The organism is Mesorhizobium sp. CNPSo 4689, assembly GCF_057784325.1.
In genome coordinates this window covers 58,694-75,950 of record NZ_JBWLUZ010000024.1, presented here as the reverse complement: position 1 = coordinate 75,950, position 17,257 = coordinate 58,694, and the positions used below count along the sequence as shown (strand labels likewise).

General features: G+C 63.6%; 19 protein-coding genes. 7 read left to right on the top strand and 12 right to left on the bottom strand.

Annotated elements, in window-relative coordinates; genetic code table 11:
• Positions 1-11 precede the first annotated feature (11 nt).
• Together AC04SI_RS24425 and AC04SI_RS24420 are read right to left on the bottom strand one after the other, a co-directional pair.
• Positions 12-914 carry an arginase family protein gene (locus AC04SI_RS24425; RefSeq protein WP_404279820.1) on the bottom strand — a complete coding sequence of 301 codons (903 nt, stop codon included), beginning with the start codon at positions 912-914 and terminating at the stop codon, positions 12-14.
• A 101-nt stretch (positions 915-1,015) separates the two neighbouring features.
• On the bottom strand, positions 1,016-1,441 hold the full coding sequence (locus tag AC04SI_RS24420; RefSeq protein ID WP_404279822.1) for a VOC family protein: 426 nt from the start codon (positions 1,439-1,441) through the stop codon (positions 1,016-1,018).
• 66 nt (positions 1,442-1,507) lie between these two features.
• Between AC04SI_RS24420 and AC04SI_RS24415 the strand changes: the two genes are divergently transcribed.
• On the top strand, positions 1,508-2,116 hold the full coding sequence (locus AC04SI_RS24415) for a TetR/AcrR family transcriptional regulator (protein WP_404279824.1): 609 nt from the start codon (positions 1,508-1,510) through the stop codon (positions 2,114-2,116).
• Between the two features lie 45 nt (positions 2,117-2,161).
• Here the strand turns inward: AC04SI_RS24415 and AC04SI_RS24410 are convergent, their stop codons facing one another.
• Positions 2,162-3,121, bottom strand: a complete 960-nt coding sequence (locus AC04SI_RS24410) for a LysR family transcriptional regulator (protein ID WP_404279826.1) — start codon at positions 3,119-3,121, stop codon at positions 2,162-2,164.
• Between the two features lie 108 nt (positions 3,122-3,229).
• On the opposite strand from AC04SI_RS24410, the gene AC04SI_RS24405 reads away from it, so the two are divergent.
• Positions 3,230-3,871, top strand: coding sequence for an FMN-dependent NADH-azoreductase (locus tag AC04SI_RS24405; protein ID WP_404279828.1), 642 nt, complete (start codon positions 3,230-3,232; stop codon positions 3,869-3,871).
• Between the two features lie 217 nt (positions 3,872-4,088).
• Here AC04SI_RS24405 and AC04SI_RS24400 read toward each other — a convergent pair whose 3' ends face one another.
• Both AC04SI_RS24400 and AC04SI_RS24395 read right to left on the bottom strand, forming a co-directional pair.
• The gene (locus tag AC04SI_RS24400) at positions 4,089-4,382 is read right to left on the bottom strand and encodes an HlyU family transcriptional regulator (protein ID WP_192182855.1); all 294 of its coding nucleotides are present in this window, start codon (positions 4,380-4,382) and stop codon (positions 4,089-4,091) included.
• 59 nt (positions 4,383-4,441) lie between these two features.
• Positions 4,442-5,083, bottom strand: coding sequence for a TetR/AcrR family transcriptional regulator (locus AC04SI_RS24395; protein WP_404279831.1), 642 nt, complete (start codon positions 5,081-5,083; stop codon positions 4,442-4,444).
• Between the two features lie 166 nt (positions 5,084-5,249).
• On the opposite strand from AC04SI_RS24395, the gene AC04SI_RS24390 reads away from it, so the two are divergent.
• A complete protein-coding gene (locus AC04SI_RS24390; protein WP_404279833.1) occupies positions 5,250-5,927 on the top strand; it encodes a PspA/IM30 family protein in 678 nt (225 codons plus the stop codon).
• Positions 5,928-5,986: 59 nt separating this feature from the next.
• Complete coding sequence (locus AC04SI_RS24385; protein ID WP_404279835.1) at positions 5,987-6,247, top strand: YiaA/YiaB family inner membrane protein; 261 nt, start codon at positions 5,987-5,989, stop codon at positions 6,245-6,247.
• A gap of 95 nt (positions 6,248-6,342) precedes the next feature.
• Here the strand turns inward: AC04SI_RS24385 and AC04SI_RS24380 are convergent, their stop codons facing one another.
• From AC04SI_RS24380 to AC04SI_RS24355, 6 genes are all read right to left on the bottom strand, one after another.
• Positions 6,343-7,008, bottom strand: a complete 666-nt coding sequence (locus tag AC04SI_RS24380) for a PadR family transcriptional regulator (protein ID WP_488475044.1) — start codon at positions 7,006-7,008, stop codon at positions 6,343-6,345.
• Between the two features lie 161 nt (positions 7,009-7,169).
• A complete protein-coding gene (locus tag AC04SI_RS24375) occupies positions 7,170-7,538 on the bottom strand; it encodes a thiol-disulfide oxidoreductase DCC family protein (RefSeq protein WP_404279839.1) in 369 nt (122 codons plus the stop codon).
• Between the two features lie 117 nt (positions 7,539-7,655).
• Complete coding sequence (locus AC04SI_RS24370) at positions 7,656-7,949, bottom strand: GYD domain-containing protein (RefSeq protein ID WP_192182849.1); 294 nt, start codon at positions 7,947-7,949, stop codon at positions 7,656-7,658.
• Between the two features lie 194 nt (positions 7,950-8,143).
• The gene (gene rpoD / locus AC04SI_RS24365) at positions 8,144-10,171 is read right to left on the bottom strand and encodes an RNA polymerase sigma factor RpoD (protein WP_404279841.1); all 2,028 of its coding nucleotides are present in this window, start codon (positions 10,169-10,171) and stop codon (positions 8,144-8,146) included.
• A 363-nt stretch (positions 10,172-10,534) separates the two neighbouring features.
• Positions 10,535-12,478 (bottom strand): DNA primase, encoded by a 1,944-nt coding sequence (gene dnaG, locus AC04SI_RS24360; protein WP_404279843.1) that lies wholly within the window; start codon positions 12,476-12,478, stop codon positions 10,535-10,537.
• Between the two features lie 137 nt (positions 12,479-12,615).
• On the bottom strand, positions 12,616-12,987 hold the full coding sequence (locus AC04SI_RS24355; RefSeq protein WP_006200029.1) for an RcnB family protein: 372 nt from the start codon (positions 12,985-12,987) through the stop codon (positions 12,616-12,618).
• Between the two features lie 389 nt (positions 12,988-13,376).
• Between AC04SI_RS24355 and AC04SI_RS24350 the strand changes: the two genes are divergently transcribed.
• The 3 genes from AC04SI_RS24350 to AC04SI_RS24340 all read left to right on the top strand — a co-directional run bounded on the left by AC04SI_RS24350 (position 13,377) and on the right by AC04SI_RS24340 (position 16,672).
• Positions 13,377-15,038, top strand: a complete 1,662-nt coding sequence (locus AC04SI_RS24350) for a Na/Pi cotransporter family protein (RefSeq protein WP_404279847.1) — start codon at positions 13,377-13,379, stop codon at positions 15,036-15,038.
• Between the two features lie 136 nt (positions 15,039-15,174).
• Positions 15,175-15,384, top strand: coding sequence for a DUF2061 domain-containing protein (locus tag AC04SI_RS24345; RefSeq protein WP_006200031.1), 210 nt, complete (start codon positions 15,175-15,177; stop codon positions 15,382-15,384).
• Between the two features lie 106 nt (positions 15,385-15,490).
• Positions 15,491-16,672, top strand: a complete 1,182-nt coding sequence (locus AC04SI_RS24340) for an MFS transporter (protein WP_404279850.1) — start codon at positions 15,491-15,493, stop codon at positions 16,670-16,672.
• Between the two features lie 6 nt (positions 16,673-16,678).
• On the opposite strand, the gene AC04SI_RS24335 is transcribed toward AC04SI_RS24340, so the two are convergent.
• Positions 16,679-17,236, bottom strand: a complete 558-nt coding sequence (locus tag AC04SI_RS24335; protein ID WP_404279852.1) for a GNAT family N-acetyltransferase — start codon at positions 17,234-17,236, stop codon at positions 16,679-16,681.
• Positions 17,237-17,257: the final 21 nt, after the last annotated feature.

The following is a 17,257-nucleotide window of genomic DNA, read 5'->3' as shown; positions in this document are numbered from 1 at the left end:
GCCTATCGTTGCTAGAGCATCCGTCCGAGCAGCGACACCAGCAGCCGCGCGAGGTCGCCATTCGGGTCGAGGTCGGGATCGTAGATCGTCATGTCCATGCCGGTGCAGAGCCGGTCCGCTGCCAGCGCTGACAGGATCGCGACGAGATCGTCGGGATCGATGCCGGGACTGCCTGGGGAATCCACCGCCGGCATGACCGTCTGGTCGAGCACGTCGATATCGAGATGCAGCCAGTAAGGACAATCGGCACGCGCCAGCGTCGCTCTCGTCGTCTCCAGCACTTTTGCGGCGCCAAGGTCCCGTACGGCAAAGACATCGATGCGAGTGATCGCAGTCGCATTGATGTCGGGCCAGGCAAAATCGGCATCGCGGCTCTCGCGCTCGCCGATCTGCACCACCGCCGCGTCGGCGACGAGCGGACCGGCAATGCCAGGCCACTCCGTCAACAAAGGCTCGCCGCGTCCAGTTGCGAGCGCCAGGTCCATGCCGGCAGCCGAACCGGGCATGGCGTCAACGTCGTAATTGCCGGGATGGCGGAAATCGCTGTGGCCATCGACATGGACCAGTGCGACCGCGCTTGAGCGTCGCGCCGCCGCCAATGCACCAAGCAGGATCGAACAATCGCCGCCGATGACCAGCGGGAACTCGCCTTGCCCGAGGGCACCGGCGACGATCTCGGCAAGGTCGAGATTGAAGCGGCGTATCGCCGGACCATTGCGCAGCCGGGTGCCCGGTTGCGGTTCGGTGCTGTAAGCGGGCCTTTCGAGATCGACCACCCGCACTGGCGCCAGCACCTCGACGAGGCCGGCGTCGCTCAGCGCCTGCGGCGCGCGCCAGGTGCCGGGCACATGGCCCGGCCGCAAGGGGCGGAGGCCGAGATTGGAAGGCGCACGAACAAGGCAGATGTCACGCATGCGACAGGACCAGCTTCAACACAGCTCAGCATAGACCGCATCGCTCGGCCCCGGCCACAGGGCCGGAGCCGCTGCCGACATTTGCTGCCATCGGCACGGGTTCAGGCGTCGGCCGCGCCCTCCGAGAATTGCGCCTGGAACTCCGGGCTGAGCGGGATCGGTTTGATCACGTCGATCAGCACGCCATTGGGATCCTTGGTGATGAAATGGCGCTGGCCGAAGGGTTCGTCGCGCAGGCTGCACAGGATCGGCAGGCCGGCGGCAAGGAGCCGTTCATAGATCGCGTCCGGGTTCCTGACCTCGAAATTGATCAGCAGACCCGACGTGCGCCCTCGCCCTTCCTCGGGTATCGTCTCGTGGTCGCCCTGGACGATACCGAGATTGACGCGGCGATCCTCGGTCGACTGCAGATGCACATACCAGTCGCTTTCGAACAGCGGTTTGAAGCGGAAGTGCTCGATATAGAAGGCTTTCGTTCCAGCCACGTCGCCCGTCATCAGCACCGGATAATAGCTCGTCGTCTTCATCTTTCTTTCTCCCATCGAATAACATACAGTCTGCATGTAAATTTCAATAACATACAGGCTGCATGTATGCAACGAGAAACCGCGCGCCGCTCCAACCGTGATCGAACCGAAGCGACGCGCGCCGACCTGATCGCGGCGGCGCGAAAGCTGTTCATCGAAAAACCCTATGCCGAGACCGGCACGCCCGAGATTGTCGCCGCCGCCGGCGTCACGCGCGGCGCGCTCTATCATCATTTCGCCGACAAGCAGGCGCTGTTCGCCGCCGTCGTCGAGCAGGAGGCGGAGGCCGTCGCCGCAGAGGTAGATCGCGCTTCGCCGCCCTCGCTATTTGCCCGCGATGCGTTGATCGCCGGCTCGGACGCCTATCTCGCCGCCATGCGCTTGCCCGGCCGCACCCGGTTGCTGCTGCTCGACGGGCCGGCCGTGCTCGGTCGCGCCGGCATGGACGACATCGACAACCGGCACGGCAACCGCTCGTTGCGCGAGGGCCTCGTGGCTGCGATGCGCGAGCAGACGATGATAAGATTGCCCGTCGACGCACTGACCGCGCTGCTTGCCGCCGCCTTCGACCGTGCAGCCCTTGCCATCGAGGCAGGAGGCTCGATCGAAGACCATCGGGCCGTCCTCGTTGCACTTATCGATGGGCTGTCTCCGGCGGCTCCTCGTCGCGCATGACCCCGAACCAAAGGTTCGGAAAGGATCATGCGCAAAATCAAAGTGCTACAGCGTCCTTTGCGCGTCCTCAGGGACGCGCGGCGCTGTAGGCACCTGGCCCGGCTCGAACTCGTTGAAGCAGCCGAGCTGGCGCTTGAACTGGTCGATCAGCCAGGCAGCCACGGGCTTCGGGCTGCGGTCGCTGCGATGCATGGCAAACAACGGCGAGCGCACCTCGCTGAACGGCTCCAGATCGATTTCCACCAACCGGCCGCTCGCCAGATCGTCGGCGATCAGCCAGCGCGGCAGCCCGCCCCAGCCCAGCCCCTCGCGCATCAGCATATGCTTGGTGCGCAGGTCCGTCAGCCGCCAGGTGCGATAGGCGAAGACGCCAAAGTCGCGCCCCTTGGTGCGCTCGGACTGGTCGGTGACGACGAGTTGGATGTGTTCGCGCGCATCCTCGATCGCCACAGGCTTCGGAAGCAGCGCCAGCGGGTGGCTGGACGCGGCAGCCAGCACAATCGACATGAAGCCGATACGCACAAGATGCACGTCGACCTCGCCCAGCAGGCCGCCGACACCGAGATCGGCCTGCCCGCTGACGACATGATCGGGGATCAGGCCGAGTGTGCCGATGTGCAGGCGCAGCATCACGGTCGGAAACTGCGCCTCGAACGCCTTCAGCACCCGCACCAGCACCGGTGAGGGCAGCGCCGCGTCGACCGACAGCGCCACCTCGGCCTCCAGTCCCTGATGGTGGCCGTCGACGCGCGAGCGGATGCGCTGCAGCACACCGGTCATGCGCCGCGCATCCTCCAGCATCGCCCGGCCGATCTCGGTCAGTTGCGGCTCGCGCGTGCCCTCGCGCTCGAACAGTTTCAGCCCGAGCTGCGCTTCGAGATTGGCGATGCCGTAGCTGATGACGGACTGCGCCCGGTTGAGCTTGCGGCCGGCGGCCGAGAAACTGCCGGTTTCGGCGACCGTCACAAAAATCTGAAGCTGGTCGAGTGTCGGATTGGGCTGCATTGCCATATCCAATTTATAGATGGGTCATATAGAAAATATACCAGTTTTTCGAATGGATCGATAGTCCCATATGTGGCGGGACAATTCATTCCAACCCTGGAGAGCCCCATGTCCATCCTTCTTGTCACCTCGAGCCCGCGCGGCGCTGCCTCGCACTCGACCCGCATCGCCACAGAATTCGCCGAGAAGCTCATCGCCGCCGATCCTTCGAACACGCTGGTCGTGCGCGACCTCGTCGCCAACCCGCTGCCGCACATCGACGTCGACTACTCGACCGGCATCTATACGCCGGCTGAATCCCGCACCCCGCGCCAGGCCGAAGTCGTCGGCGTTTCCGACGCCGTGCTGGAAGAACTGTTTGCCGCCGACACGGTGATCCTCGCCACCGGCTTCATCAACTTCAACATCTCCTCGACGCTGAAGTCCTGGGTCGATCACGTCGCCCGCTCCGGCAAGAGCTTTTCCTATGGCGAGAACGGCCCCAAGGGCCTCGTCACCGGCAAGAAGGTCTATATCGTGCTGGCCTCCGGCGGCATCTATTCCGAAGGTGCGGCCGTGCAGTTCGATCACGCCATCCCTTACCTGCGCAGCGTGCTCGGCTTCATCGGCATGACCGACGTCGACGTCATCCGCATCGAAGGCGTCGCCATGGGTGCCGACGCAGTGACGGCGGCTCTCGCCAAGGCAACCACCAAGGTCGACGCCGTGGTGGCGGCGACTGCCGGCGAGCATGTCGCCGCGGCAGCGTAAGCCACCCCGTTACCCATAGTTCGAAATCAAAAGGCAGGCACCAGCACGGCGCCTGCCTTTTTGATGTCAGAACGCCAGCAAGGGTGTGTTGAGATTCAGGTCAGGTCGAGAATGGTGGTTTCCCAGAACCGGAACGGAGCGTACTTTGGGCACGTGAGTACCGGAAGCGCAGGAAACCATCGTTCGCAGGCCGGCATCACCTGAATATCGACATACCCTACCCGAACATCCTCTCGCCCTGCTCGTCGACCAGCTGGATGCCCTTCTTGATCGAGATGTCGATGGCGTCGTCGAGCCCGGCGAAGCGGTCGGCGCGGATGAATTTGTGTTCCTTCAACACGCCGTCGACTTCCTTCGAAACCACGCCGCAGGTCTGGTACTGGCCTTCGGCCTTGTAGGGCGTGGCGCTGATCAGGAAGCCCTTGTGCTCGACCTGCTTTGCCGGCGCGGCGCTCTTTGGCTCGCCTGCATCACCGCCGCCACCGCCGAAAAGTCGTTTCAGAAAAGACATGGTTCAAATCTCCACTTTCGCCCCGGCGCCAAGGCATCGCCGGCGCCGACCGTCACGATTCACGACGGTGCTGTCTCAGCATGATCGAATGTCCCGCCGCGTTCCAGTCCCTTGATGAAGACGGCGACCAGCAGCTCGACCTGCTCCCAGGTTTCATCGGCCTGCCGTCCTGCGGAATTGGCTGCATAGCCGCTGGTCACGATGCCATGCACGCTTGACCACAAGGTTCGGGCGGCGATCCGCAGCCGGGTCTCGTCGAGGCCGAAGCGGCCATCGGCAAGCACCTTGGCGATGATCTGCAGCAAGGCGCTGAGCCGCGCCTCGTAGGCATCCGGCTCCGCATGCGGCAGCTGACGACGATTGAAGGCGAGCAAGGCCGGCCAACTCGCCGGATGCGCCGCGACGAACCCGGCATAGGCGCGCGCCAGCGCCAGCAGGCGTTGGCGCGTATCGGTCACGCCGGCTTCCTGCAGCTCGGCCATTGCAGCGGCGCCGGCCTCGCCCAGCCGACCGAGCAGCCGCATGTTCACCGCGCGGTGTAGATCGTCGATGTCGCGGAACAGATTGTAGATGGAGCCGACGGCGATCCCGGCCTGCGTGGCGATGGTCCTGGCTTTCAGGTTCTCCGCCCCGCCCGCCTCGATCAGATCTTCGGCGATGGCGATGACACGCTCGCTCATCTCTTCCTTGTCCAGTGCCAAACCTGCTCTCCGTAAATCCTGTCAACCCGCGCGCGACGGCGGCAAGGCTGCCCGTGTTTACCATGATCCAGCGCTCATGAACAGCGTTCAAAATTCTTCTTGAACACAGTTCATTTTCTGCTACAGTGCATTAGTGAACAACGTTCATAACCGGAGGAACAAACAAATGCTCAGTCTTATCAGGACATTGCTGGACGGCGCCAGCGCCAAGGCCGAGGACCGGCTGAAGGACCAGTTCGCTGTCGATCTTCTCGCCCAGCGCATCCGCGATGCCGAAGCCGGCCTCGCTTCCGCCAAGCAGACACTCGCCTCGCTGATCGTGCGTCAGCGCGCCGAACAGGCCAGCCTCGACCAACTCGACCGCCGCATCGCCGATCTGGAGGAGCGCACCCGCAGCGCCCTTGCCGCCACCAACGAGCCCCTCGCCCGCGATGGCGCCGGCGCCATCGCCGAGCTGGAGAACGAACGCGAGGTCCGCCGTGCCACCGTGCGCAGCCTGGTGGAAAAGACCTTGCGTATGCGCATGTCGCTGGAACAGGCGCACCGGCGCATCGTCGACCTCAACCAGGGCATGATCTCGGCCCGCGCCATAGACGCGGAACAGAAGGCGCAGCGCCGGCTGAACCGGTCCATCGGCCGGACGGCGAGCCTCAACGAGGCCGAGGCGCTGCTGGCCCGCATCAGGGAGCGCAGCGATCCGTTCGAAGAGGCAAGCATTCTGGACGAGATCGATGCAGGTCTCAGCCAGGAAGCCATTCGCGGCAGGCTGGAGGACGCCGGCCACGGCTCCTCGACCAAGGTGCGGGCACAAGATGTGCTCGACCGTCTGAAATCCACCCACTGATCCACCAAAGCCGATTCCTCACCAATCCCGATTCTTCACCAACCAAACGGAGAAAGACTATGAACGCCAATCAGACCTACATCATGTTCAACAGCATCTCGGTCGGCGCCGCCTACTTCATGCTCGGCCTGTCGCTGTGGCTGGCCCCGGTCGACCTGTCGACCAAAGGCTACTGGGGCATGGGCATCCTGCTCCTCACTGGCAGCCTCGTGAACCTGGTCAAGTACCGCATGGACGAACGCCTTTCGGCCGAAATGACCGCCAAGATCGAAAAGGCGCGCAATGAAAAGCTGATCAGCGAGTATGTCGGCAAGGAATGATGCCTGCCGCACATTCCTGAACTCACCAGACCAAATGAAAAAGCCCGGATCTCTCCGGGCTTTTTTCGCTTGCGGCGATGGAGAAGCTAACGCCTTCAGCGGCGCGACAGCGCCTCGAGAGCTTCGGCGGCATCTTGCAGGATGCTCATCGCCTGGGCCTGCGTGTCTTCAGGCGCATCGACGATGTCGCTGAGCGCGGCGCGCAGCCTGTGGCGTACGGCGCGGAACGCATCGCGCTTTTCGTGGCGCCCACGCCGGCCGCCCTCCTCGCCGTCGTCGTTCCAGCCGAACCAGTCGCGCGCCTTGGCCATCTTGCGACCGAAGCGCTCGAGATGGTCGAGCACATGGTCGATCATCTCGCGGTTTTCCTCGAGATGCGCCTGACCCGCCTCGGTGATCGAAAACACCTTCTTGTTGCCTTCCGCCGAGGAGGTGGCATAGCCGGCCTCTTCCAGGAAGGTCAGCGTCGGATAGACCACGCCCGGGCTCGGGCTGTAGACGCCGCTGGTACGCTCTTCCAGCGCCTTGATGATGTCGTAGCCATGGCGCGGCGCCTCGGCCAGCAGCGACAGCGTGATCAGCTTGAGGTCGCCGTCGGCCAGCATGCGCCCGGCGCGGAACACGTCGCCCGGCCCGCCGCGGCCGCCGCCCCTCATGCCGTGCCCGAACGGACCGAAACCGCCGCCGCGGCCGCCGAACTTGCCGGCCATATGCATGAAAGCCCGCAACGGGTGCTCGCCGAAATGATGATGTCTGTGCATGGATTGCTCCTTGAGTTATGTCTTACGATATATCTTAATTAGGCATCAGCGCCGATCGAGTCAAGATATATCTTACGATGTATCTGAAGATGGCGCCAGCCGGATTGAAGTCGAGGGTGCGCGCTACGAATGCCGGGCTGGGCTTGCAAACAACGCGCCGGCTACCAGCGGCCCTTGCGCCGGTTCCAGGCATAAAGAAGATCGGCGAAAAGATCATAGGCGAAACGCGTCAGCGGCAGGAGAAGCGGATTGCCGAACAGAGCCGCCAGCCAGCCCTCGCCCGGCGTCGCCTTCCAGACGGCAATCGCGACATCGGCACCGACCAGCAATCTGCCGTCGGCGTCGGTGGCATGCAGACGGCGGCGGATATCTTCCAACGAGGCGCCGTATCCGGCGAGCGCCGCCGGCTCGAGATTGATGTCGCGGAATTCGATCCGACCGGCCTTGACCGTCTCGATCAGCCGCCGTTTCTGCCTGCTGATGCCGGCATCGCAGACCGGGCAGCGTGTGTTGTACCAGATGGTCAGCATGGCTCCGGCATTCGGTTGGTAACGCAGCCCGAAGGACCACGGACGATCGGGCGCCGTCAAGACGGCGCCCGCGTGGGCTGCGGCGAACGAAAATGATCCGGGCTTAAAATCCGAGCCCTATCCGAGCGAGGAGATGATCTCGCGATAGGCGAATTCCGGGAAGGCCTTCAGCGTCCGTGTCTTGACGTTGCCGCCGGTCGCCAGCATCAGCGCGAAACGAGCGAGCACCGCGTCATCGGGGGCTTCGACAATCGCCACCATGTCACATTCGCCCATGGTGAGATAAAACGCCTTGAACGATCCGCCCATGTCCCCCAAGAGCTTCTTGGCGGCGTCCAGCCGCTTCGGCGAGTCGCGCACATTCTTTGCGCCCTGCTCGGTCCAGTTGATAAGCACGATGTAAGTCGTCATGGCACACCTCCGTCCGGGCCACGGAGCACGGCGGCAGGTCGTGACCTCCGCCGGGGCGGGCATCCGGGTTATCGCCCAGAACATGCATCCGACCTGGGAAGTATCCTCCCGACGGAGATGGGCGACAAGAGCCGTCACGCCAGCAACAAAGGGCGCCATCGGCGCCCTTCGAAAATTGTCTGTTGCTGTTGGTGTCAGCTATCCAGGAAGCTGCGCAGCTTCCGGCTCCGGCTCGGGTGCTTGAGCTTGCGCAGCGCCTTGGCTTCGATCTGGCGGATACGCTCGCGGGTGACCGAGAATTGCTGGCCAACCTCTTCCAGCGTATGGTCGGTGTTCATGCCGATGCCGAAGCGCATGCGCAGCACGCGCTCCTCGCGCGGCGTCAGCGAGGCCAGCACGCGCGTCGTCGTCTCGCGCAGATTGGCCTGGATCGCCGCGTCGATCGGCAGGATTGCCATCTTGTCCTCGATGAAGTCACCGAGATGCGAATCCTCCTCGTCGCCGACCGGCGTTTCGAGCGAGATCGGCTCCTTGGCGATCTTCAGCACCTTGCGCACTTTTTCGAGCGGCATGGCGAGCTTTTCGGCCAGTTCCTCCGGCGTCGGCTCGCGGCCGATCTCGTGCAGCATCTGGCGCGAGGTGCGCACGATCTTGTTGATCGTCTCGATCATGTGCACCGGAATGCGGATGGTGCGCGCCTGGTCGGCGATAGAACGGGTGATCGCCTGCCGGATCCACCACGTCGCATAGGTCGAGAACTTGTAGCCGCGGCGATACTCGAATTTGTCGACCGCCTTCATCAGGCCGATATTGCCTTCCTGGATCAGGTCGAGGAACTGCAGGCCGCGATTGGTGTACTTCTTGGCGATGGAGATGACGAGGCGCAGATTGGCCTCGACCATTTCCTTCTTGGCGATCGCCGCTTCACGCTCGCCCTTCTGCACCTGGTTGACGATCTTGCGGAATTCCAGGATCGAGATCGCCGTTTCGGTGGCCAGATGCTGGATCTCGGCGCGCAGGTCGCGGATCGCGTCCTTCTCGTTCTTGGTGAATTCCTTCCAGCCGCGCGACGTCAGATTGGCGATCGAGCGCGTCCAGTTCGGATCGAGCTCCGAGCCCTGATACTCCTTGAGGAACTCCTCGCGGCGCACGCCATAGCTTTCGGCCAGGCGCAAAAGCTTGCCTTCGTTCTGCACCAGGCGCTTGTTGATGTCGTAGAGCTGCTCGACCAGCGCCTCGATGCGCGCCGTGTTGAGCGACAGCGACTTCACCGCCTTGATCAGCTGGTCCTTCAGCTCCTTCAGCCGGCGGTCCTGGCTGGGCGACAGCGTGCCGGCGGCGGCCAGCCGGTTCTCGACCTGCTGGTCCTGCAGCTTTCTGAGCTTCTTGTAGGTGTCGGCGATAACGTCGAGCGTCTCCATCACCTGCGGGCGCAGTTCCGCTTCCATCGCCGCCAGCGACAGGCTGGCCTCGTCCTCGTCTTCCTCGTCGTCATCCGTCAGCCCGCGGGTGTCGCCGCCGACATTGGTGATGTCTTCTTCCTCGTCGCGCGATGCGCGGCGCGGCTTGTCTTCGACCTTGGGGGCTTCCTCGATGCGCTCGACCACCGGCGCCTGCTTGGCCTCCGGCCCGGCATACGTCGCCTCGAGGTCGATGATCTCGCGCAGCAGGATCTTCGCTTCGTTGAGCTCGTCGCGCCAGATGATGATGGCCTGGAAGGTCAGCGGGCTTTCGCACAGGCCCGCGATCATCGTCTCGCGGCCGGCCTCGATGCGCTTGGCGATGGCGATTTCGCCCTCGCGCGACAACAGCTCCACCGAGCCCATCTCGCGCAGATACATGCGGACCGGATCGTCGGTGCGATCGGTCGGCTCCTTCTTGGTGGTGGTCGCGGCGACAGCGGTACCGGTCTGCTCGGCCAGTTCGTTGGCGTCTTCCTCGGCGTCTGCCGCGGTGTCGCCAGTCTCGGCTTCCTCGCCCTGCTCGTCGTCCTCGACGACATTGATGCCCATGTCGGACAACATCGCCATCGTGTCCTCGATCTGCTCGGAGGTCACTTCCTCCGAGGGCAGCACCGAGTTCAACTCATCCATGGTGACATAGCCGCGCTTCTTGGCGGCTTTGATCATCTTCTTGACAGCATCGTCGGAAAGGTCGAGCAGCGGGCCATCGGTGGCGCCTTCACGTTCGGTCTCGACCTCTTCCTTTTCCTTTGTCGCCATTCTTTATCGTCTCCAAGCGGCTCTGTATCGAAACCGCGTAAGCTGCCGCGCCGGTCAAATCGGATGCGCTCGCTTCAAACGCACGTCACCGGGCAAGTAACCGCATCTCTCGTTAAGTCCAGATTAACCCTGGTATCTGTGGCAGGCCTGCCGCCTGTCCAGTGACCAGTACCTCACATCGCTCATTTCCCGTCGACGCCGGGCACGGGTTAACGTTTCGAATCGTCCTGATTCCGCCATTCTGCCAGAAGGTCAAGCGCCTCTCGCATGATTCGCATGAAAAAAGCGAATCAATTACCCGACTTAGGGGCGTCTAAACGACGCGCGGCACATTCCCACTTCATTCTTGGCGCAGGATTCCACCTATACGCGACCAGCCCTGCCCGAGGACACGCCGAACCCTTCGATCAGCGCTTCCGTTGCCTGCACATCGTTGAATTGCGCCTGAATCTCGACCAGATGCCGGAAGTTTTCGTCCGACGGATCCTGATCGAGCGCTGCCTGCGCCTGTTTCAGCTCCCTATGTAAGGTGCGCGCGCTGCGCTGCAAGTGCAGTGCCTGGTTGAAGGCGTCGCGGGCATCCTCAAGGGCGGCGGTTTCCAGCGCCGGCCATTGCCGCGCGCGCTTGATCAGCGCCACTGCGCGCTCCCAGATGTCGCCGCAGCCGGCCCGTTCGACCGTCGCGATAACCGCGCCGCGATCATTGGCCATGTCATGCGCCATCGCATCGAGGATGGCGGCGTGCAGCCGCTTCAGGTCGGTGTTGGCGAGATCGAGGAATTCGACATAGGCAAAGTTCTCGTCGATCAGCGCCGGATGGTTGATCAGCGCCACGATGATCGTCGCCTCGCGCACCGACATGCCCTCGGCGCCGCGCTTGACCAGCGCCGAACGTCCGAGGCTTTCGGTGATCGCGGTGCGTCCGCCGGCGTTGCCGCCCCGCGCGAACTGCCCGCCCGGCCCCGCACCCTTGCCGCGCTCGCCGGGCCGGCCGCCCTGATGACCTTGCCGGGCGCCGCGCTGGGCACCGAAGAAGCTTAGCACCCGCTCGCGCATTTCCTGTTGGTAGTGATATCGCAGGCTTTCGTCGCGGATGCGGCTGGTCAGCTCGCGCAGCGTCTTTTCCAATTCCGCCCGCCGTTCCGGCGTGTCGAAGACGCCGCCTGACGTCTCGCGCATCCACAGCAGATCGGCGAGCGGCCGCGCTTCCGCGAGCACGACGCGGAAGGCGTCCGCACCATCGGCCTTGACCAGATCGTCGGGATCCTTGCCTTCGGGCAGCAGCGCAAAACGCGCCGAGCGTCCCGGCTGGACCGCCGGCAGCGCCAGATCGGCGGCGCGCCACGCCGCCTTCAGCCCAGCCTGGTCACCGTCGAAGCATAAGATTGGCTCGCCGGCCATGCGCCACAACAGCTCGAGCTGGTTCTCGGTAAGCGCGGTGCCGAGCGGCGCCACGACGTTTTCGAAGCCGGCCTGCGCCAACGCGATCACGTCCATATAGCCTTCGACGGCAATGACCGTGCCGCCCTTGGCCAATGCCTTTCGGGCGCGGGCGAAATTGTAGAGCACATTGCCCTTGTGGAAGAGCTCCGTGTCGGGCGAATTCATGTATTTGGCCAGCGCATCGGGCGCCAGCGCCCGCCCGCCAAAGGCGATGATCTTGCCTCTGGAGTCGGGGATCGGGAACATGATGCGGTCGCGGAACCAGTCATAGGAGACCGGGATGTCGTCGCCATGGCGTACCAGCCCGCAGGCCTCGATATCGGCTTTTGGAACGCCCCTGGCGGCAAGATGCTCCTTCAGCGCGTTGCGGCTGTCCGGCGCATAGCCGAGGCGGAACGATTGCTGCGTCGCCGATGTCAGTCCGCGCTCACGCAGATAGGCGCGCGCCTTTGCGCCTTCCGGTCCCTGCAGCCGCTCCTGGAAGAAGGTGGTCGCCATCTCCATAACGTCGGTCAGGCTGGCGCGTTCCTTTTCGCGCCGTTCCTCCTGTTCGTCGCGCACCGGCATCGGCACGCCGGCCATGTCGGCGATCTTCTCGACCGCTTCGGGAAAACTCATCCCGTCGAGCTCGGTCAGGAACTTGAAGTGATCGCCCGACACCGAACAGCCGAAACAATGGTAGCGACCCTTCTTGTCCTCGCAGTGGAAGGACGGGCTCTTCTCGCCATGGAATGGGCAGCAAGCCCAATAGTCGCCACGCGGCGCGTTGGTCTTCTTCCGGTCCCACGCGACACGCTGGCCGATCACCGATGAAATCGGCACGCGGTCGCGGATCTCGTCGAGGAAGGCGGGCGGAAAGCGCATCAGGGAAACTCTTTTCCGTCCATATAATCACGCTTGCTAGACCCGACGACTCCTAATGCCGGCCGTACCCGGTTTTCACAGGGCAAAAAAGAAGGCGGCCCTGCCGGCCGCCTTCCTGCGGTACAATTCGAGATAGATCAGTGGGCGGCGATGGCGCCGAAGACGATGCCCGACAGGATACTGACCAGCACATAGTCGTTGCCGACGCGGATCCACTCCTGGCCGGGGCCTGGACGACGCAGGCCATAGCGGCCGTAGTCGCGGATCGCCTGGTGGCGCTTCCAGCTCGAATATCTCTGGCCGTTGCGCCAATGGTTGCGCTTCACCACAACGACCTTCTTCCTCACCACGACCTTCTTTTTCACGACATGCCTGTCGGGCTTCTGCCAGTCGACCTGGCTGTAGTTCGACTGCGGCGCGACGGGCGCGTTGAGCGGCGCGGCCTGGCCCGAGAAGGACGTGGCGGCCAGCATCGAGGCGGCGACAGCGGAAAGAACGAGACGTTTCATGACAGGTGCTCCTTGGTTGTCGATACCCAAGCAATAGGGCGTCAAGGATGAACCGAAACTGAACGCCAAGATTACGTTTCTGTAATGATTTCCAATATTTAGATGATCTAATTCAACGTCACTCTTAGACTTGGTTGGAAACGGATGCAGGAGTCGGGCGGCATCGCTGTCCTGGCGCCGGCTGGCCATGCAACCAATCTGTCGTCCATCCATTTCCGACACGCCCTGTCGCGCGCCAGCAGCCGGCCAAGTCAGGCAAAATTTATTATCCGGCTAAAAGCAATGAGAGTATGCTCGACCCTTACAATGCCCATGATTCGCGCCCTTCTTGACCTCTTCGACGGCATGGCCCCCGCGCCCCGCGCGTCTCTTGAATTGCGAGCCCAGGCATGAGCGGTTCGGTCGTCCTTTTGCACCTTGCCGGCGCGGTGGCGCTGATGCTGTTTGCCACCCGCCTGGTCAAGACGGGTGTCGAGCGCGCCTATGGCGACGTGCTGCGCCACCGGCTGCGCGCCACCATGCGCAATCCGCTGATGGCGGTGCTGGCCGGCTGCGGCCTGTCGATCGCTCTGCAGAGCTCCACCGCCGTCACGCTGCTGGTCGGCTCCTTCGCCGGCGCCGGCATCGTGTCCGGCATGTCCGGCCAATTGGCAGTGCGCGGCGCCGAGATCGGCTCGGCGCTGGTGGTCAAGCTGCTGACCTTCGACCTGTCGCTGCTGGTGCCGGTCTGCCTTGTCGCCGGCACCGTCATGTTCATGGCCACCGAGCGGCGCGACTGGCGCCAGTTCGGCCGCATCCTGATCGGCATCGGCCTGCTGATCCTGTCGCTGGAAATGATCGGCCAGGCATCGGAACCGCTGCGCCAGAGCACGCTGATGCCGGTCATCGTCAACTACTTCGCCGGCGATCCGGTCACCGCCTATCTTCTGGCGGCATTGATCACCTGGCTGTTCCATTCCTCGATCGCCGCCGTGCTGTTGATGGTCACGCTGGCCGGCCGTGGCTTCATCCCGCCCGAGCTTGGCATCGTGCTGGTGCTCGGCGTCAATCTCGGCTCCTCGATCATTGCGCCGCTGCTGACCCGCAATGCCGAGCCCGGCGTGCGCGTCGTGCCGATCGGCAATCTCCTGATGCGCGGCATGGGCTCGCTGGTCATGCTGATCCTGTTCCTGACCTTCAAGCCGCCTGTCGCCTTCCTCGGCGCCAGCGTGCCCGACCAGATCGTCCACGCCCACATCCTGTTCAACGTTCTGATCCTGCTCGCCGGCCTGCCATTGGCCGGTCTCGTCTACCGCGCTTCGGAGAAGATCGTGGCGCTCGGCACCAAGTCGGAGCCGGCCGCGCTCGACGTCATCGAACTGTCCGCTCTGAACGAAAGCGCTCTCGATACCCCGAGCCAGGCGCTGGCCAATGCCACACGCGAGGTGGTGCGGGTCTGCGAGACGGTCGAGATCATGCTGAAGCGCATCATCGAGCTCTACGAGAGTGCCGACGCCGACAAGATCAAGGCGCTGGCGGCACTCGACGATCGAGTCGACAAGAAGCATGCGGCGATAAAACTCTATCTGGCCAAGGTCACCAAGAACCCGCTCTCCGAAGACGAGGCGCTGCGCTGCCAGGAACTGATCGGTGCCTGCGTCAAGCTGGAGCAGGTCGGCGACATCATCGTGCGCAACATGCTGGTGCATGTCAGGAAGAAGCTCGAGCGCGGTCTGGAGTTCACGCATGAAGGCTGGCGCGAACTTTGTGCCTTCCACGCCTCGGTGCTCGCCAATGCCAGGCTTGCCTTCAACGTGCTGGTGTCGCGCGATGCCGAGACAGCGCGCCAGCTTGTGCTGGAAAAGGACCGCCTGCGCGACCGCGAGAAGGAAACCAGCGCCAGCCATTTCCTGCGGCTGCGCGACGGCACCGCCAAGAGCGTCGAGACCAGTTCCATCCACCTCGACACCATCCGCGACCTCAAGCAGATCAACTCGTTGCTGGCGTCCATGGCCTACCCGGTGCTGGAGGAACGCGGCCTGCTCGGTGGCTCGCGGCTGAAGGCCGGATAGCGAGCCGGAAAATTGCGGCCGCGACACCCAACTTGGGAACAAGGTTCCGCCATCGGTGCCAGAGCGGAAAATTAGTCTTTGCTCCTCCAGCCATCCGTCGGCTAAGCATCGGACCAGGTCCATCGGGAGGATAGGTTTGGATACCCATTCGCGCAGCTTCGCCAAGGCGCTTTCGTGGCGCGCAACCGGCACCATCGATACGATGATCATCTCGCTCGTAATCACCGGCAGCATCAAGCTTGCCGCGGCCATCGGCGCGACCGAGGTTGTCACCAAGTCGCTGCTTTATTATCTTCACGAGCGGGCGTGGCTGAAAATTCCCTACGGAAGGAAGACCGCTTCCTAGCCCTTGCTGATCAAGAAAAGCTAAAGCGGCGTCGACAATTTCTGCATTGCCGGCAGCGTCTATCCGTGGTTTGAGGCCAACTCATCTTGGGATCGCTTGCTGCGCCATGCTTCCTCTATTCGCCCTGTTCATTGCCGCCTTCGCCTTCGGCACCACGGAATTCGTCATTGCCGGCGTGCTGCCGCAGGTCGCCGACGGCTTGAGCGTGTCCATTCCCACCTCGGGCTACCTCGTCTCGGGCTACGCCTGCGGCATAGCGATTGGCGGCCCACTGCTGACGCTCGCCACCAAGAGCTTTTCCCGCAAAGCCCTGTTGTTCGGCCTTTCGACAGCTTTCACCATCGGCCAGGCAGCCTGCGCGCTGGCGCCCGACTTTGCCTCCATGCTGCTTTTGCGCATTGCGGTCGCCGTGGCGCATGGCGCCTATTTCGGTGTCGCCATGGTGGTCGCGGTCGGCCTTGTCCCCGAGGACAAGCGCGGCATGGCCGTGGCGGTCATCCTGTCCGGCCTCACCGTCTCCAACGTCATCGGCGTGCCGGCCGGCACGGCAATCGGCACTCTGTGGGGCTGGCGCGCCACCTTCTGGGTGATGTGCGCTCTTGGGGTAGTGGCGACCTTGGCCATGCTGGCGCTTTTGCCGCGCACGGCAGGCGCATCGAACCAGCAGGCAGGCTTTGCCCGCGAGGTGCGCGTGCTGGCACGCCAGCAGGTCTGGACCTCGCTCATCCTGATGCTGATGCTGATGATCGGCCAGTTCACCCTGTTCACCTACATCACCCCGACGTTGCTTGAAGTTACCGGCCTCGACAAGAACCTGGTGCCCTGGGTGCTTCTGCTCAATGGCGTCGGCGCCACGATCGGCGTCTTCGTCGGCGGCAAGCTCTCCGACTGGAAGCTGATGCCGTCGCTCATCACCTTGCTCTGTCTACAGGCGGTCACGCTTGCGGCGATCTATGTCGTCAGCCCCTATCCCCTGCCGATGATCGTTGCGATCGTCGTCTGGGGCGGCCTCAACTTCTCCATCGGCACACCGATCCAGACCCGCATCCTGGCCTGGACGGCGGATGCATCGAACCTCGCCTCCTCTCTCATCCCCTCCGGCTTCAATGTTGGCATTGCGCTCGCCGCGTCGCTCGGCGCCGCCATGCTCAACGCCGGTTACGGCTATCGCACCTTGCCGGTGGTTGGCGCCATGGCCATGCTGGTGGCAGTGGCGGTGGCACTTGCCTCCTATGTCTGGGAAGGACGCAGCCGGGCAACGCCGCCGCTGCCGGCCGCCGCCGAATAGCGCAGCTTACAAATCAATCCGGAACCGCAAACTCTCCGCCCCGCCATAGGCGGCATCCTCGAAGAAGCGGCCGACGAGCTTGCCGCCATTGGCCAGGATCACCTTGTGCGACGCCGGATTGTGCGGCTTGGCGGTGATTTCCACATAAGGCAGGCCGACCGCCCTCGCCTGGTCCAGCATCAGCCGTACCGCTTCGGTCGCATAGCCGCGCCCGCGCTTCCACGGCACCACGGCATAGCCGATATGACCAAGCACATGCGGCGGCAGCACCGCTGTGCCGGGCTGCCAGCGAAAGCCGATCGATCCGGCGGCTTCACCATCCCAGATCCAGCGCCGGAAACCCGGCAGGCGCGGCACCTTCCTGCCGTCGGGCAGAGTGATCGGCGGCCCCTTGCCCCCGGGATCATCGAGGTCGGCGAGGAAGGCCACAGGATCCTGCTCGATGGCCGCAAGCTGCTCGCGCGTGGCTTCCTCAAGCCGCACATTGTCCGGCGACCAGCCGCGCTCAAGTGCGGCCTTGTAGGACGGCAGATGCTCGAGCGCGGGTTTGACGATTTCGATCATGATCTGTTGCTCCAGGCCCTT

Bases quoted from the DNA above. Each gene is read 5' to 3' on its own strand.
- rpoD (WP_404279841.1), bottom strand. From the start codon at position 10,171: ATGGCGACAAAGGAAAAGGAAGAGGTCGAGACCGAACGTGAAGGCGCC.
- AC04SI_RS24410 (WP_404279826.1), bottom strand. From the start codon at position 3,121: ATGCAGCCCAATCCGACACTCGACCAGCTTCAGATTTTTGTGACGGTC.
- AC04SI_RS24340 (WP_404279850.1), top strand. From the start codon at position 15,491: ATGCTTCCTCTATTCGCCCTGTTCATTGCCGCCTTCGCCTTCGGCACC.
- AC04SI_RS24415 (WP_404279824.1), top strand. From the start codon at position 1,508: ATGCAACGAGAAACCGCGCGCCGCTCCAACCGTGATCGAACCGAAGCG.
- AC04SI_RS24390 (WP_404279833.1), top strand. From the start codon at position 5,250: ATGCTCAGTCTTATCAGGACATTGCTGGACGGCGCCAGCGCCAAGGCC.
- AC04SI_RS24375 (WP_404279839.1), bottom strand. From the start codon at position 7,538: ATGCTGACCATCTGGTACAACACACGCTGCCCGGTCTGCGATGCCGGC.
- AC04SI_RS24370 (WP_192182849.1), bottom strand. From the start codon at position 7,949: ATGACGACTTACATCGTGCTTATCAACTGGACCGAGCAGGGCGCAAAG.
- AC04SI_RS24355 (WP_006200029.1), bottom strand. From the start codon at position 12,987: ATGAAACGTCTCGTTCTTTCCGCTGTCGCCGCCTCGATGCTGGCCGCC.
- AC04SI_RS24425 (WP_404279820.1), bottom strand. From the start codon at position 914: ATGCGTGACATCTGCCTTGTTCGTGCGCCTTCCAATCTCGGCCTCCGC.
- AC04SI_RS24335 (WP_404279852.1), bottom strand. From the start codon at position 17,236: ATGATCGAAATCGTCAAACCCGCGCTCGAGCATCTGCCGTCCTACAAG.
- dnaG (WP_404279843.1), bottom strand. From the start codon at position 12,478: ATGCGCTTTCCGCCCGCCTTCCTCGACGAGATCCGCGACCGCGTGCCG.
- AC04SI_RS24405 (WP_404279828.1), top strand. From the start codon at position 3,230: ATGTCCATCCTTCTTGTCACCTCGAGCCCGCGCGGCGCTGCCTCGCAC.
- AC04SI_RS24380 (WP_488475044.1), bottom strand. From the start codon at position 7,008: ATGCACAGACATCATCATTTCGGCGAGCACCCGTTGCGGGCTTTCATG.
- AC04SI_RS24420 (WP_404279822.1), bottom strand. From the start codon at position 1,441: ATGAAGACGACGAGCTATTATCCGGTGCTGATGACGGGCGACGTGGCT.
- AC04SI_RS24350 (WP_404279847.1), top strand. From the start codon at position 13,377: ATGAGCGGTTCGGTCGTCCTTTTGCACCTTGCCGGCGCGGTGGCGCTG.
- AC04SI_RS24385 (WP_404279835.1), top strand. From the start codon at position 5,987: ATGAACGCCAATCAGACCTACATCATGTTCAACAGCATCTCGGTCGGC.
- AC04SI_RS24400 (WP_192182855.1), bottom strand. From the start codon at position 4,382: ATGTCTTTTCTGAAACGACTTTTCGGCGGTGGCGGCGGTGATGCAGGC.